The organism is Endozoicomonas sp. ALD040 (genome assembly GCF_049275945.1).
Taxonomy (GTDB): Bacteria; Pseudomonadota; Gammaproteobacteria; order Pseudomonadales; family Endozoicomonadaceae; genus Endozoicomonas_A.
This window is the reverse complement of the sequence record NZ_CP184829.1, coordinates 327,859-343,634: the sequence shown is the minus strand read 5'-3', so window position 1 is coordinate 343,634 and position 15,776 is coordinate 327,859. Positions and strand designations below refer to the sequence as shown.

Below are 15,776 nucleotides of genomic sequence, written 5' to 3'. Positions count from 1 at the left end.
GTCATCAGCCAGAAAATAAAACACATCGGCTGGCAAATTAAACCCTGTTGTACTGTAATCAATCACCAATAAGGTTGCCGTAATATCCGGATTACATAGCATCAGGCAAAGGTTCCTGGCCCTCGGGAATGATAGCAGAGATTCATATCAACCTGAGTAACTCATAAAAATAAGCCTATTGCCGTATATATTTTGTCTTATTCAGCATGGCAATCCCTATCACGAAAACGTAAAAGGGCTATCGCAAAGGGTTTTCAAAAATGTCTGGTAAGAATGCTAAACGTCCTCAAGTATCAGAGCCTGATTTCAGCCAGTTTCTGGAAATGGCCGACAACGGGCTTTCCCTGGAAGACCGCAAAACGTTTCATTACCGCAAGTTAATGGAGAGTTATAGTGTTTTCGATGCCATCCAGGAGAAAAATTCCGCTAAAGGCTGGCTGGCTGCCAGCCAGATAGAAACCTGGGCGAAGGAGTACCTGCAGCAGGAACCCTTTAAGAAAGACTGGGTAGCCTCAGTGTTATCTCCCGTTCAGGCTTTTCTCAACCGCACCCTTGAAGAACCCCCCAAAACCATTCACCTGTTATTGCTCCAGCCACTGGACAGGGTTGGCCTGGATTATTTGAAAGCCTGGATCAGGGCTAACCCCGATTATCAAATCCATCTCTGGCAGGACTACAGGGTTTCTCTGGCTTCTCTGATGCGAAAATACATCATAGAGTGGGCGCACGCCGATGTTGCCAATGCCCGGGACCTTGAGCCATTTGCCGGACAACTGATCCGTCGAATAATCGATACCCAGCGCCGTGCCGTCAGTCATGTTCTCAATAGTTTCAATAAGGGGGCTTCCATTGACCGGGCAGTGCAGAATTTTCTGGTTTCCTATACCAATGCTTCTGCCAAAGAACTGGCCGCTGAGAAGGCGCGTTTTAATCAGCAGATTCTCTATGCCAGGGAAGAGTTGAGCCGGTTAAGTGACCATGGGAATCAGGCGCACCGGGTTAACGTTCGGGATATTGCGTCACTGTGGCCAGAAGGGAACATTCTGACCAGTGATTACTTCAATGAGCTGCTGCGAGGAAATATTAACGGAGCGGAAAATCTGGCCCGTTTTCAGATCCTGTTCAGTGCGGGTGGCTTTATTGTCAGGCCAGATAGCCTGCCCGGCATCAATCGGGATTGGTTAACGGGGATTGAACTGGATGGCCTGCCAGAGGAAATGCTGGAAGCCGGTATTGTCCAGGCGATTTTGGAGAGCCATCCGGACGACTTCCCTCACCGCCTGGACAAACTCCGGCAACCGCTTCGCAGTGGCTACATTGACAGCCTCAAGCTGCTGGATGATCTCAGGCCGGGGGTTCGTCAGCAACTGCTGGCGGCAGCCAGAGAGACCCGGCAACCCTTTCGGTCAATTAACCAGACGGGTTTGATTCCCGGTACTGTTCAGGCCGGACAATCCCGTGGGCGTCTGTCCGCCAGCATGATGGCCGCCGGTAAGGAGTCGCCTGTCGCACAACGGGTGTTGGCTTTGATGGTAAAAAGGTACCGGTTTTTAGACAATGCCCTGGGGGGAGCTGAACCCTACAACTGGCAGGAGACCCGACGGTTTTATTTCAGCCAGCTGGATGCGGCGAAGGATCAGGGTTTTCCCCTGCATCTGGCCCGCATTGGTACTTACCGGTTGGGACTGCTGCGCGGGGATGAAAGCCTTAACCTGTTTCTCAATGGCGATGAGTTGCTCAGGGAGGCGATGACCGACTATATTCAATCGCTGGGCGAACAGCCCGTGCCCCCGGAGCAGCACCCGATAGGGAAACAGCTGGCCAGCTGGGGGACTTTGTCCACCGAAGAACACCTGGCTCTGGCGGTAGATCCACAGCAAAACAGCCTGTCATTTCATCTTGAAAAGAACAACAGCAAGCTGAAGCAATATGTTCTTCCCCTGGGTCAGGATGACGACATTCAGGCCATCGCCGGATTCCTCCATCGCAGTTACCCTCAGGCGACACAGCGGCTGTCAGCGCTTTCCCCGGATGCTGATCATGCCCTGGATTTTTTTACTGAGCCGCCATCATCTGGGCTGTTGGTTTTGGTTGGCCGATTGACAGCAGATGGTCGTTTATCAGGCTTTTCCGGGTCAGCCCTGGCGGCCGGTCTTGCCAGCCAATGGCTGCGTCAGTCAAGCCACCGAATAAAGATCTACTGTCTTGCCGATCCCGCATTGGGTAATGAGCGCATTGTCGGATTTTTCCGGGAGGTGCTGGCCGCCCTGCCAGAAGGGCAGGCGAGATTGAATACTCTGGAAGTGGCCCGGGAGCTGACCCAGATTGATGATCTTGGCCAGCCCTGGGTCGCTGCTGTTGATGATCGTGGAAAGTTGCTATGGCAGCAGGGGAATGGACAGCACTGGGCCTGTTACAGAACCCCCGGGGGGCACTGGAAAATCCAGTCCTCAGATTTTGCCCCGGGAGAAACGGAAGTTCTTCCACGCAATGATATTTCCCGAGCCATTGACCTCACCAGAGAGCATTATCGTAAGGTGTTGCGTGAGCTTGGATATGATAATGAAAGCGGTTATGTATTCAGTAAGTTGATAAACAAAGGCAAACTGTCTATTCAGTTGCTGCTGGATACCGTGACGGCAGATCGCAGCAGCCAGTCTGAGTACTTTTTATCATCCAGGGACATTCGCCAGATCGAAAGGGACGTCAATCTGGCATTTACCCAATTGCTTGGTTATTCCGGCTTACCGGATGACATGACTGACCGTTTCACGGTGCTGGTGTCTCTGAGTCCCTGGGTAAAAAATGGACTCTATTTTACCAACGAGGGGGTCAAGCTGGTTCTGGGTGGCAGCTTCCTGGACTCTGATCTTTCCCCGTTTCAGTCCACCGCTCTGGCAGAACTGGCTCCAGCCAGCGACCGGGGTAGCTTGATTCTCCTTCATTATTTGTCCATGGTCATTTATGAGCGACTGCAACCGGGGGCGTTCTGGAAGGATTTCAGCATCTTTCACCGCGATGCAACAGGTTGTCAGCCGCTTGGGAAGTTGACGCCTGCTCCCGACACTACCAAGGATGACACTCAGGCTGTGTCGCCTCTGGCACGCCAATCCAGACTCCATTTTGTTATTAAGGATGATGACACTCAGGCTGTGTCGCCGCTGGCACGCCAATCCAGACTCCATTTTGTTGCGGAGTCACTGGCGGCTCTTATACAAAACCAGATTTTATCTCGGGCTTCATTCTCAGCTCTGAATACGCTGCTTTACCGACAACTCCCCGGTAATGACTTAGCAGGCGATCGTCGTCTTTCTCTGTACCAGGGTTGGAGCCATCGCTTTCAAGTGATTGCCACGGCCATCAAACAGCAACAGGAAATCGCCGATTTACAAATCAGTCAGGCGAAGGCTGAAGGTTGGGGTCACAGCGGCGAGCGCGAAGTTCTGGTGAATGCTTCAGGCCAATGGTTTCAGTTGACCCGCACCCGATATTTCACCCTGCTCCAGGATTACCCGACGGGTGCCATCCTTGAATTCTCACGCCATGACCCGATAGCCGAGAGTCTCCGGCAAAGTGACAGACAGCGTCGCGCGCCCCAGGAGCCGGAACCGTCGGAAGTACGTCCGGTCTCCCTGGAGCAGTGGGCGGGAAAGCTGATCCAGGGTGACCAGGCTTTTGCAGCTTCTGGTGTACCGCAAGCCCTTTGGGAAGGATTCAGGGAAATAGCCCGGAAAAACCAGGCACTGATTGCCATCAGGCCCATTAATCCAGATGCCTCCGACCTGCTCAATCATGGTCTGGGTGACGGTATCAAAATTGCCACAAAAGGTTTAAGTGTCAAGGGCAAAAGTGCGGACTGGGGAATACAGGCGGGATTGATTCCCTTCGATTCCGCTTTGTCCAAGGTCTTTGGCAAAGGCGGTCTGGAACATCGGTCGCAGATCGAAAAGGGGGACTACCAGAATGTCCATTCAACCCACTTGCCGGGCATGGCCGCCGTTCAGCTGCAACTGGACTGGAGCGCCATTGAGCGTCGTCTGGAACAGGGCAAGCTGGGTTCGCTGACGCCACTGGAGGATGGCAGTTATCTGGCAACGGTAACTCGTTCCATTGAATCCAGTGATGGCAGAGCCGGTGAGCGCCCGGTGGTGTTTCAGTATCGTTTGACCGAGCAGTCCAATGACCTCTGGAAAGTCGAGTATAAAAGTGAAGACTATGGCATTGGGCATCCGGAATATAATGCTTTCCGTCCCCTGATGGTCATGGCTGAAGTCAATGACGATGGCTCCCGTCGATTGTTTACGGCAGACATTGACCTGTTTGCCCTGTTCAAGCGGTTGGACACATCTTCAAGCGACCTTATGACTGGCGTGAGGGAAGAGGCGGATCGAATTGGGCGGTTATCATCAGCGAACAAGGGCGCGGGTCAGTTTTCCAGCGAACTGGCCAGGGCTCGCTGGCTGTCTGCCTATCGTCGTGTTACCGAAGCATTGGGTACGCGTGAGCGACGCAGGTTTGATCCCGATAAGGGAACCTTGACTCATTTTCAGGAAAACATCATTGACCAGATCAATGAAGCGGCGGCGAAAAAGGGGTTGCCTAAAGTCTGTCACCATGGCACAGAACAGGACAACATCAAATACCCCGAGCGGGATGACAAAATTTTATTTATTGATCCTGAAGGTCGGGTTTATCAAACGGATACCTTTGAACAGGTGTCAAGTATCGAGAAGTACTACGATGTTGTGGATGGCTTCCTGACCTATCGAAATCGTTCATACAAGCGTATTGATGAAACACCAACGGAGATCAGTAACAGGCTGGGAGCCGGCAGCCGGATTAGTTTTCGTGAACGGTTTAGTCTGGCCCCGCTGTTGCAAATCCTTGAGTCGGGACAGCTCAATGAACCTGAGCGCCCAGCTATTCCAGACAAGGCTCCGGTGTTAATCATAGGAGAGGAAGAACTTTCCTATCAGAAGTTTGGTGCAGGTTATCTGACAGAAAAAATTCCGGGAGGACTGGGTATCCTTTTGTATCTGGAAGAGAGATTTGACCTTCCTGCCCGATATATCGCCGTGGAGTTTGATATTGCCGAGTATGACAGGGGGGTTCGAAATAACGATTTTCCCGCTTCACGGCTTCAGGATGATATCAGCAAAGTAACCGACTTGTTTTTGAAAGGGCGGTTAAATGACCAGCTCAGGGAATTGGGCAAAACCGCAAAAAGTATCCGTTATACCAGTGAGGAACAGGTTCGTGTCCTGGTTCATCCGGATAAACCTCTGTTTGAGAGTCATGTCGTTATCCCCGAAGGCGGCAAACCGGTTATTGAAATAGGTACAAAGGGTATTGAGAGCATACCCGATTCAACGCTTCGGGAAGCCGTTTCCGGTTTGTTTGGTTCGGCGCTGTTAAGGTCTATCCAGTTAGCAGGCAAAGATGATCTGGGGCCGGCAGGGAATATCTGGAAATACAGCAATAGCCAGTTAATGAGCCTGGGTCTCTACTATGGGTTGGATGAGAGCTTCAGGCTGGCCCCTCTGTATAATCTTCCCGACGCATCGCTTTATAGTGATTTAGTCGCCAAGGGACCAGACTATATCAGAATCCGGTCCGAACCTCATTCCGATATGTTTCGGGCGGTAAGAGCCGTTTATCAGTCTGGAAGGCTGCATGCAAGGATTGAACACATTCATAAAAATCAGGCTCGGTATTCACCGCTTGAGTTGTCTGATTTTGCCGGAGCGATTTCTGATTACTATGACACCATCAAATCACCGGATGCCCAAAAGGCATTCAGGCTGGCTCTGGGTGTCTATCGTGTCAGATGGCTGGAATCCCTGGATAAAACCAGAGCTAAATTCAAACGCCTTGACGTTGATGCTAAGCAGGATATTGCCCTCATCAAAAATCGGGCGGTCAGTAAACTGGAAGACGTGGCCGGGAAGTTGCAGCATGATGTGCGTCACTCTCTGGTCATTGACCCGGCCCTTCTTGCTGGTCTTCCGGTGTCGTCAATGGAAAAGTACCAGGACGTCATTTTGCGGCAGGCAAAGAAAGAGGTTGATTTAGGCAAAGTCCTCCACAAAAAATCCAACAGGGTAGAGCAGGCCCTGCAAAAGATCTATCAAACGCTTGAGAAAGAGGATGCCATTCATATAGCTCGGGAAAGAATGACCCGGCTGTTATCTGAATACATATTAAAGGACGATAATATTGTACCCAGCCTGATGAAAATAGGGCTTCAGAAAAATACCGTTGGTCTCAAAAAACTCTTCGACACCCTGGTGCTTAAATACGGAAATATCTTCAAAGAAACGCTCGGCTTTACCATGCCATCATTAACCCTTGAAATAGATCTTTCAGGTAATGAGGGCAAAGCAAAACCCGTTTACCATGACGGAAAGATAACCTGGTTTAGCCGCAACAAGGCCAGTAATCAAAAAGAACAGCTGGAGGCTAACAAGGCATTTTTGAATGCCATTGCTGACGGTCTGTCGCAACATGCACAACACACCCTGTCAACTCAATGGCGTGACCAGATCCCGGAAAAATTAAATATTCAGGGCGGGGTAAGAGTATTCAAGGCTGGAAATCAACTTTATGCGGTGGCTTCGACGGATAAGAGTCCTCAGCAACCGTCTGGTGACGAGTCGGTTGACTTGACCGGCAAAGGCAGTCAACCGCTGGCATTCTCTATCAGAAACCCTGAGTCCGGGCACTCTTTTTTAATACGACAGTTGCCGGAAGGTTTTTTGAAAGCTGTTCGCCCGCAAGCGGTACGGGATATCACCGCTTCACGCCCCTTAGCCATGGGGATCACTGATGTCCAGACTGAGCGAATCAGTGCGGACCTGAAGGATATTTTTCAGTCTCTGGATCATCGTTCTGACCAGAGTGGGTTGCTGGTTCGGGATTACAGGAATCTCCATGAGCTTCCCGGAACTGCTCGAATACCCGGCCAGCCGGATGAGAACGACTATACCGGCCTTTATCCTTTCAGAAGGTTGAGCCAGGATGTGGATGGTCTGGGTAATCTGGTTGTCGTCTGGGTTTCACCGGAATACCAGAAAGCTGTCGTTGATTCCGGCGGCAATGTCAGGGACGAACTGAAAAAGCTGAATACCCTGGCCAGCCGTTTTGCGGATTGTCCGGAGCCTTTTCGGCAATACTCCCGGCTGCTGTCTGCTGCTACTGATCCTAGCAAACCAGTCACTCTGGCTGAGCTGGTCCAGTCGGGATTGATGGCAGGCGACTCGCACCGTGAAGCGAAGATAGCAATCCCTCAGGAAGCAAGGCAGCTGATTGTCCTGCAGCACTCAAGCCAGAGTAGTGAAAGCCAGAGTAGTGGAAAACCACTCAATCAGGCGGTGCCCTTTGACCGGCAAGCTGCCGATGATCGTCAGGGGTCACTCAGTATTATTCACGTTGACCCCGGTTATGCCAGTGAGAGGGGCATGACCGACAACTGGTTGTCACAACATACCCGGCTGTTCTCTGAATGGACGGCTTCAGCTTTCCAGGTCGCAGGCAAGTCATCGGCTTTTCCAGAGCAACGGCGAGCAGAACAGCAGGCGCTGATCAGAAAAACGCTGGGTTTCCAGGCATTGAACCGCAAACCTTTGTCATCAGACCTGTTGCCTGTGCCCAAAACAAGTGCCCGGGGTGTCCAGTGGTTTGAGGATGTTATTCAGGGAATTTCCCTGACCAGCGAACCGGGGGAGGGTTACCAGCGGCTGCTCACGGCTGCGGTCGATACTGGCGAAACCACGAACATCCGCTTCGGATTAAAAGCTGAACCGGGTGATAACGGAGGGAAAATTATTCTGGTCGTTCCGGCCAGCCAAGTGGCTGATAAGGGCTACCAGCAGGCCAGACAGCTGCTACTCAGCAGTTTTCGCACTATAAGACTGAAGCCGTATAAATCCCTAAGCAGGGTGATTTCCGATTACAACCAGAAGCTGAAAGAGGCAACAGGGAATGATCAGTCTCCCTACCGGCTGGGAAATATCATTGGCACCGACATCGCTATACAACCTTATGAATGGCATCCGCTCAGTTATGTTCCGACCAGCTATGTAGAAACCCGTTATGAAAACCTGGCCGATTCATTTTCGGTTCTTGGCCGATTGAACACGTCATTAATACAACAGGATCTGTTGTTAAGAGCAAAAACCATTGCGACAGGATTGGCTCGTGACATCAGTGGCAAGACGCCGGGCCGTTCCCTCACTGCCTTTTTAATGCACTTTTTACTGACTGAGTACTATTTCACTCTGGAAAAAGTAAGCCCCAGAACGGATGGCCTTGGGCTTATGGTGTCGCCTACCGATGCCTTGGTGTCAGTTTTGCCAGAGAGCGATATCGAGACGATTAAAAGCTATTTGGACAAGGGAAAGCTGACGGATCTTACCGGGCAACTGTCAAAGGCGTTGGATGAACTCTCTCTGGGTCGCTTTGATCAACTGCCTGCCGGGCATTCAGTAAGGCGGAATTTTGATACGGCGGTTGCTGAGGTGTTTGACCATGCCCTCAGTCTCAGGTACCGGGATGGAAAGGTGCTCCCTGCCTTTCAGCTGGCCGTTACCCATACCGGTAGCCCCTGGCAGCCGGTGACGCCGGGAAGCGCGGAACTGGTGCTTCACAGAATGATGCCCCAGACATCGCGGCAGCCAGTCATTGGGGCTACCGCTTCGTCCGCCAATATATTGATGCAGTTTTGGGGTGAGGGCAGTCCGTTAAATCAACGCTCTGGCACCGGGATTTTGCCTGACGACTTACTGCCACAACTTTCTGCCCTGAAGGAGGGTATCAAACCGGGAAGTGGGCCGGATCAGAACCGGCTGTTTCTTGAGCAGGTTGACCGAACCTATAAGCAGCTTGCGGAATCAAAAGAAAGTTTTAGTGTTGAGCTGAGCAATGTGATTTCAGGGCTTGACCAGGAGAGCCTGGAAAGCCTGGGCAGAGAACTGCTGAGAGTGGTCAGCGCTGACCAGGACGGGGTGAATAATCGTCCGGGGATGAAAAAGCTGGCTCACAGAATGGTAAAACCCCTTGCCAAGTTTGTTGTCGGGCAACGGGCTGGCAACAGGGTGACCAGGGAATCGCTGGAACCCTTAGCCCGCCTGATGGAGCTGTCTGGTTCGCGGAGCCTGACGGTTAAGTCACAGGATAACTTAACCGTCAACAGGGTTGTTCTGCGCACAGACCTGCCACTGGGTACCATTGACTTTGCGCGGGGGGCACCAGGCCAGCCTGACACGCTGGGAATCGGGGCCCTTGACCGGTTTGGCATCAAGCCCGGAGGTGGCTACCTCATTGAGCCATCACAGGGCACCCCCTCCAGCGTCCTTGTTACGGGCAGTGCTGACGATGCCATGGTATTCCCGAAAACGCGGATTACCTGGGATTCGGGTATTTATAAAGAAAAGGCTATTTCCCCGGGGTGGTCCGGTTCGTTACAGGACGATATCAGCGCCCTGATTAAATTGAATGGTCCCGGGGAGCTGGGTGGAAAACGTCGCCTGGCCCAGTATCTGGCCCATGAGCACAGGATTGACTTAACCACTGGTCGGAACATTGAGATCGTTCTGCGCCCGGATCTGAAGCTGGAGCAAAGCCAGATTATTGCCCCGGCTGCTGACCGCCCAGGGGAGCCTCCGGTGATCGTGCGACTGGGGATGGCAGACAGAAAGCAGTTAACTGAAAAAAAGGTATTTGGCAGCACCGTCAGCCGCTTGTTCGGGTTGGCCGCCACTCATAGTTCAAAACTCGCGACGCTACCTTTCCAGAGTCAGGGCGACCCCATGAAGGCCATTCATTCTGTGGGGGAAAAATCTAAACTGTCGTCTGATTATCAGTCGGTGGTGTTGACCAATGATCAAATTCCTCCGGTAGATCAACCACCGGCCAGCCCGATTGGCAGAGTCCTGAACGATCAGATTTATGGTTCAACGGATGACCGTCGTGACATTGATCTGTCCACGAAATTACTTCTTGAAGAAGCCGTTAGAAAAGGCAACTCGGAAAAGATCACACTGGACGGGACCGGTGGCAGGCTTAAGGGGTATTTTCATCATGGCAATGGTGGCCCGGCAGCGGATAAAAAGGTCGTGCTGTTTCTCCATGGAACTCATTTATCCTGTGAAACCCAGGTCAAAACCACCTGGATGCATTACCGTAATCAGGGTATGGATCTTCTGGCGGTCAACGGACGGGGGTTTGGCAAGAGTGATGGCTCCCCCAGTATGAAAGGGCTGACGGACGATGCCTGGACCATGCTGTCGTACCTGATTAAGGATCGAAATATAGACCCCAGTCGTATTGTGATTCACGGCTATTCCATGGGAGCGGCTGTCGGAGCGCATCTGGCCAGGACGGCTGCGGTCCGGCAACAGTTGCCAGCGGGGTTTATTCTTGATCGTCCCATGGCCAGTCTTGGGGCGGCTGTCGTGGCTCATGGCCTGGGTGTTGTTCCCGGTTCTGGCCGTATGATCAACAGGCTGGCAAAACGGTTTAATATCAGAGAAAACCTGCGCAAGGTGTCCACCAAGCTGCCATTGATGTTGTTTTCAGATAACGAAAATCTGGGTACACACGCTGAAAAACTCAGAAAACAATTGCAACAGGATGGTTTTCGAGTGGTTGGTGAGGCTGCCAATGTGGAGCATGAAGACATCAACCGATTGATGGCTCGTTACAAGGACCAAATTGGTTTATTCGTTCGCTCCTCTACTGAAAACCCCAGACCTGAGAATAGAACCCCGCCTGAGCGGAAGCCTTCCTATGAGGGACCTCAGAGCCTGATTCAGGAGGTTTGGGGTGAGGAACCGCGCGATTTTGATGAGCTGGGGTCACGGATTGGCTTATTCAGTGATTTGAAGCCAACGGCCTTGCCCGATGAACAGGATAACCGCTTATACCAAACCCTGGTGGCTGAAGCACCCCATGACCTGAAAATGCTCAATGGTGACAATACCGGCTTTAAGGCTGCCCTGAACTGGCTTTTGCGAGAATATCCCTCTACCAGTGCCAGTAAAGCAGTCGGTCAGATTCTTGAATACATCAGACAACATCCCGGGGACAGCGCCATCACTGAGTGGGCCAGGTTTTTGCTGGTTCACTACGATGGGACGGCCGCCTGGGATAAGCAGAATTTCAGTGTCGCTCTCGGTAAGGAACTCTGGCAGGAACTGTCCAAGACTCAGCTGGATCAGCCTGCCCGGCAACGTATGGCTAAAATGGCTGAGTTGGCAGCGAAGGGCGAGCGCAAAGGGGACCTGGTAAAAGCGGACGGTCTGGGAGACCTTGTCGCTGACAAGTCAGGAAATCCCCATACCATCCTTGACCCCTCGGAAACAGACTTTGAGCCTGTGGTCAGAACACGATCCCGGGCGATTGTTCGCAGTGATTCGAGGAAGGATTTTTTTCTAGTCAACGGTGAGGACTACCAGCGTTCCGGCACGAAAATCATCCGTGCAGACGATGGTAAAGATTCTGTTGGCATCATCCTTTCCAAAACCTGCAAAAGAGTGGTGGGAGCTTCCTGTTCAATGCGGGTTCTGCTCTCTGACCAACCGATAGAACGGCGGGTTATTGATGTATCGCCGGACATGGTTGGAAAGGATGAATCTGCCCGGTTCCAGCTTTACCGCTATGGGGCTTTCAACGGTGAAATTTACCAGATCATCAATGAGAGTGACTCACTCATCAAGGGACGCCGGGTAGTCGGTGCGGACTCGGTGGTTGCTACTCATCGCCAGATAGAACAGAAAAAGCGCGATGGCGGCTTAGGGCGTCCCATCTCGATACCGGTCGGCTCTGTTGAGATTAAGGATATTCTGGTAGAGAAAGAAACAGGCCTGATATTTCAATGGGAAAAGGAATACGCAAAAGCCATCCAGCTGGCGGATGCTGACCCGATACTGAAACTGGAGACCGTTTCCGGCCAGAGTGTTGACCTGGTTCGAAGTGAAAGGCCTGACCGCCTCCTTCCTGATACCCCGGAATCCGCAGATATTTCTCCTTGGGTCATGGAAAAACTGAAATTCATTGAAGACGTTCAGCGACGTGTGCAGGCAGATAATGGCGAGTCTCTTCCAGCCGTTTTGCCGGGGTACGATCAACAGGCGATTAAAAAAGCGATTACGGCCAATATAAGGGAAACGCTGATCGGCTCGATTTCTGCAAAAATTCTGGATAATTTTATGCTCCCTCCCGCTTTAGCAAACGAGGCTGAGGCTAACAGGTTGGCATCACTGTTTGTGGACTCCTTGCTGGAAGGCAGTTTGCCAAAAAGAGGGGTATTGATTTCCGATATGGAACGTTTGGGATTACGTTTCGATGCAGGCGACCAAAGCAACGCAGCATTTTGGTATGGAAAACGCCGCGATCATTTGCCTGATTATAAAAAAATGGTCGAAAGGCACACAAATCAGAAAGTCGTTATTGATTTGGATTTGAATGGTTTGGCCTGGCTACATTCAATGGGTTCCGAATTTTGGAAATTAAGCAGGGGGGCGTACCCAGAAAAAACTAAAGATATGCTTTATAAGTTATTTAACAGAAATACTGCCATTACGAGCTCTTTTTATGCTGCGGGTGTTCAAGGTAGAGTTTATGTTTTTGCAGAGGGTGGGCTGAGGTACGACAATTATTTCTGGAATGGTGTGCTGCCGGTTTTGAGGGACTTGCAAAAGGAGGAAAGGGTTACCGATATTCGGGTAATGACTGACCTAACGCCGCCATCAACCGGCCAGCCGCTGGGACAGGGTTTGATCGACGGTATCACCATGAAGGCTCGTTATGGCAGCCTGAATGCTGAGTTAAAAAGCAGACTGCCCTCTGGACGGGTTTATAAAGACAATGAATTTGTCGATGTGCCGGTTAAGACCGATCTGGTTGAACGGGTATTGCGGAAAAAAATACCCTTCTATCTGCTGCGCTCAGAGCTGAATATCATTGTCGTAAAAGAGGCTGACGGGTTCAGGGTCAGCTCCTGGGCAGATGATGGGGGAGCGAGAAAAATAATTAAGGTGGATGATCCGAATGATCCGAAAAAAATATCAGCGATCCAGAATTTTATCCTGGCAAATTATGAACGATTTGATCGGCTTCCTGATCAAATCGAGCTAACCGGTAATAAGATTTTTACTATTGATGGCAATGACAGGACATCCGTTGCGCTAAAACAGGATGACCGATGGGTTTACTTAAAACAGCCCGACGGGCTCCATTCATTTGGTGTCAGGATTAATACTGGAGACGCCAGCGATGTTGTCCTGTTCGATTCCGGGCAAACCCCCGATGCTCTTTTAAAAGCAGCTGAAGCCGCCAGTGATTTTGATTCAAGAAGTGATTCAGAAAAAATATCTTACCTGGCTGTCATTGAGGAAAGTGGCGGCACGATTGGCATACTGGCCAATTCACCTGAATTTACAGACAGTGATAAGTATGATGATTTTGTTGACCGGTTCACAGACAAGCTGATTTATTATTTAAGCAATAATGAGATCGGCAAACGTTTCAATCAATACCTTCAAAACTTGACAGGGAGGCTGGCTCATCCTGAAAAGTTAAGTGACCTGGATCCCGGTCTGCCTGAGATACGTTTTCCAGAAGAACTCAAGTTAATACTGGTTCTTGAGACTCCGGAAAGCCTTGCCAAGTTGCAGTCCGGGGAAAGGAAAAGACGAGTATTACCCTTCGACCCTAAGGCTGGACAAGGCAACAAGCCGGGCGTATCTGGTTCAATTACCCGCTTGCTGGTCGACCCAACGCTGGGTAAAGCATTTGGTCAATTGAACTATAGCTACAACTTCCCCAAAGTCGCTATGGAAATAATGGCCGCGACTGCCCCTGTCGCCGGTAAAGGTATAGGCAGCAGAGGCCTGGAAGAAGTTGCCAAAGAGGTACTCAATAGCCGTGAAAACCTGAGCCCCATTGATATCAGAAACGAAATACTCCGGAATTATTACCTTTATTTTGACGATATTCCTAAATCTTTCGCGCAGGTGTATGGAGAACTAAAAGCCAAGGCCGTTATTGCTCCTGTTGCCAGGGATAACCAACCCAACCGGATTGGCTTTGAGCGAGAGTATCTCAATATACACGTCCTTAATGAACAAGATGGTTCCCTCCTGGACGCAGACAAACGAAGGAGCCTCGCCTATTCGAAATTAGGTTCTTGGGGCTACCCTCTTCTCAATATTTCAACGGATACCCATCTTGGTGGAGCGATCATTGAGGTCGTCACCGCGCCTCTGACCCTTGATCAGTATAATGAGAAAACCTACTACCGGGTTATGGCAAAGCTGAAAAAAAGCTTCAAGGCGATTCCCCAGGACGGAGCGGAGTCGGTGCAGGGATTTGTTGACCGGTTTAATAAAAGCCTGGAGTCATTAGGTGATGAGGCCGCAGATTACAAGCTTCGTCCTAATCCTTATTTTTCTGGCGATACCCCACTTGAAAACATAAGGTTCACTCGTAACGAACAACGGGAACAGTGGACTGTCAGAGACCAGGGAACATTAAATGCCAATTATCGAGCCATTGGTGACCCGTTTACCATGATGGCCGATCTTATTTATCCAGACGGCCTAAAATCAGTGCTCCCCGATTTCCTGAATGCCCAGGTCCTGGCTCATGAATACGCAAAACGCATTGATACGGGTCAGGTCACCGAGAATATAAGGTCTTTCCTTGTCCATTTGTTCTTCGAAGGACGTATCGTCCATGGAGCGCCTGATCCTAAGGAAACAAAAAAAACGAGAGTGAATTTGCTGTTCAGGTTTGGGGAAGTCGAGGCAATTACCTCCATTCTAAGTAAAAAGGAAGTCGACACACTGGATCGTTATTTTTCCCGGGAGACTATTGAAAACCTGACGGATAAGATACATCAGGATATTGTGTCGGGATTTTCCGAGGAAATAACCTTTCCAGATCTGAAAAAAACCATGCTACAGGAGCGGCTCGAAAGCGTTTTGGAAGCCATTGTGATAAGAAAGAAATATGGCGCTTTTCGGGTTCCGATTCCCTCTTCGGATATTTTAAGTAGCCGCCGTGTTTTTCCTATCGGGAAAGGCACAAGTGAGCTGATCAATATCGGAACGCTTAACCCAGGCTCCAGACTACCGATTGTGAAGACGGCTGATGGTCAACATCACGTTAAAATAGAAATCAGGCATACTCAATCGCAGATACTCTCACTGATCCGGCAATCACCGGAAAGTTCCGGCATGGCCGGCTGGCTGGCACTGATGATGAATCCCGATGCCCTGGGTACTAAGCCCGAGGCAACCCGGGACTTTATTTTAGGCCTGGCGGACACAGCGGTGAATTACAACGGGATTAATCAGGCCGATTTTTTTCATGAAATTCTGCGGGACAAAGTTGTCGGCCTGACGGATGAGCGCATCCAGCAAGTGGAAGACATTTTCATTGACCTGAGCCGGAAACAAGACCCTGGCTTTATCGGTGATGCCAGCAGGCAAGATTTGCTGGCTGAGCTGATCAAGCGCCGGGCCCGTGAGTTACACTCCGATCTGCTTTATGGTCAGCAAGATACCGGTGAACAGGTTATCAGGCTGGCGCAACTCCACGCGCTTTCTAAAACGCCTCCTGCCGGGTTTGATACTGCTGACGGGAAGATCATCGGGCTGGAATTTGATGCCCAGAGGTCCATGAGGGATTTTGAGCGGAAAGATCAGAACGGTCTGAAAACCCTGACGGTGGGTGTAAGGGACGACCTTGCCTATGACAGGGACAAGAGCAACTAC

At 50.8% G+C, this 15,776-nt stretch carries 1 protein-coding gene (running past one end of the window); it reads left to right on the top strand.

The window, feature by feature from the left end:
• Positions 1-260: 260 nt before the first annotated feature.
• Positions 261-15,776: the 5' portion of an anthrax toxin-like adenylyl cyclase domain-containing protein gene (locus ACOJUN_RS01015; protein ID WP_422134827.1), read on the top strand. It continues 14,394 nt past the right edge of the window; 15,516 of the gene's 29,910 nt are visible here — the first part of the coding sequence; the start codon lies at positions 261-263; its stop codon lies beyond the right edge, outside the window.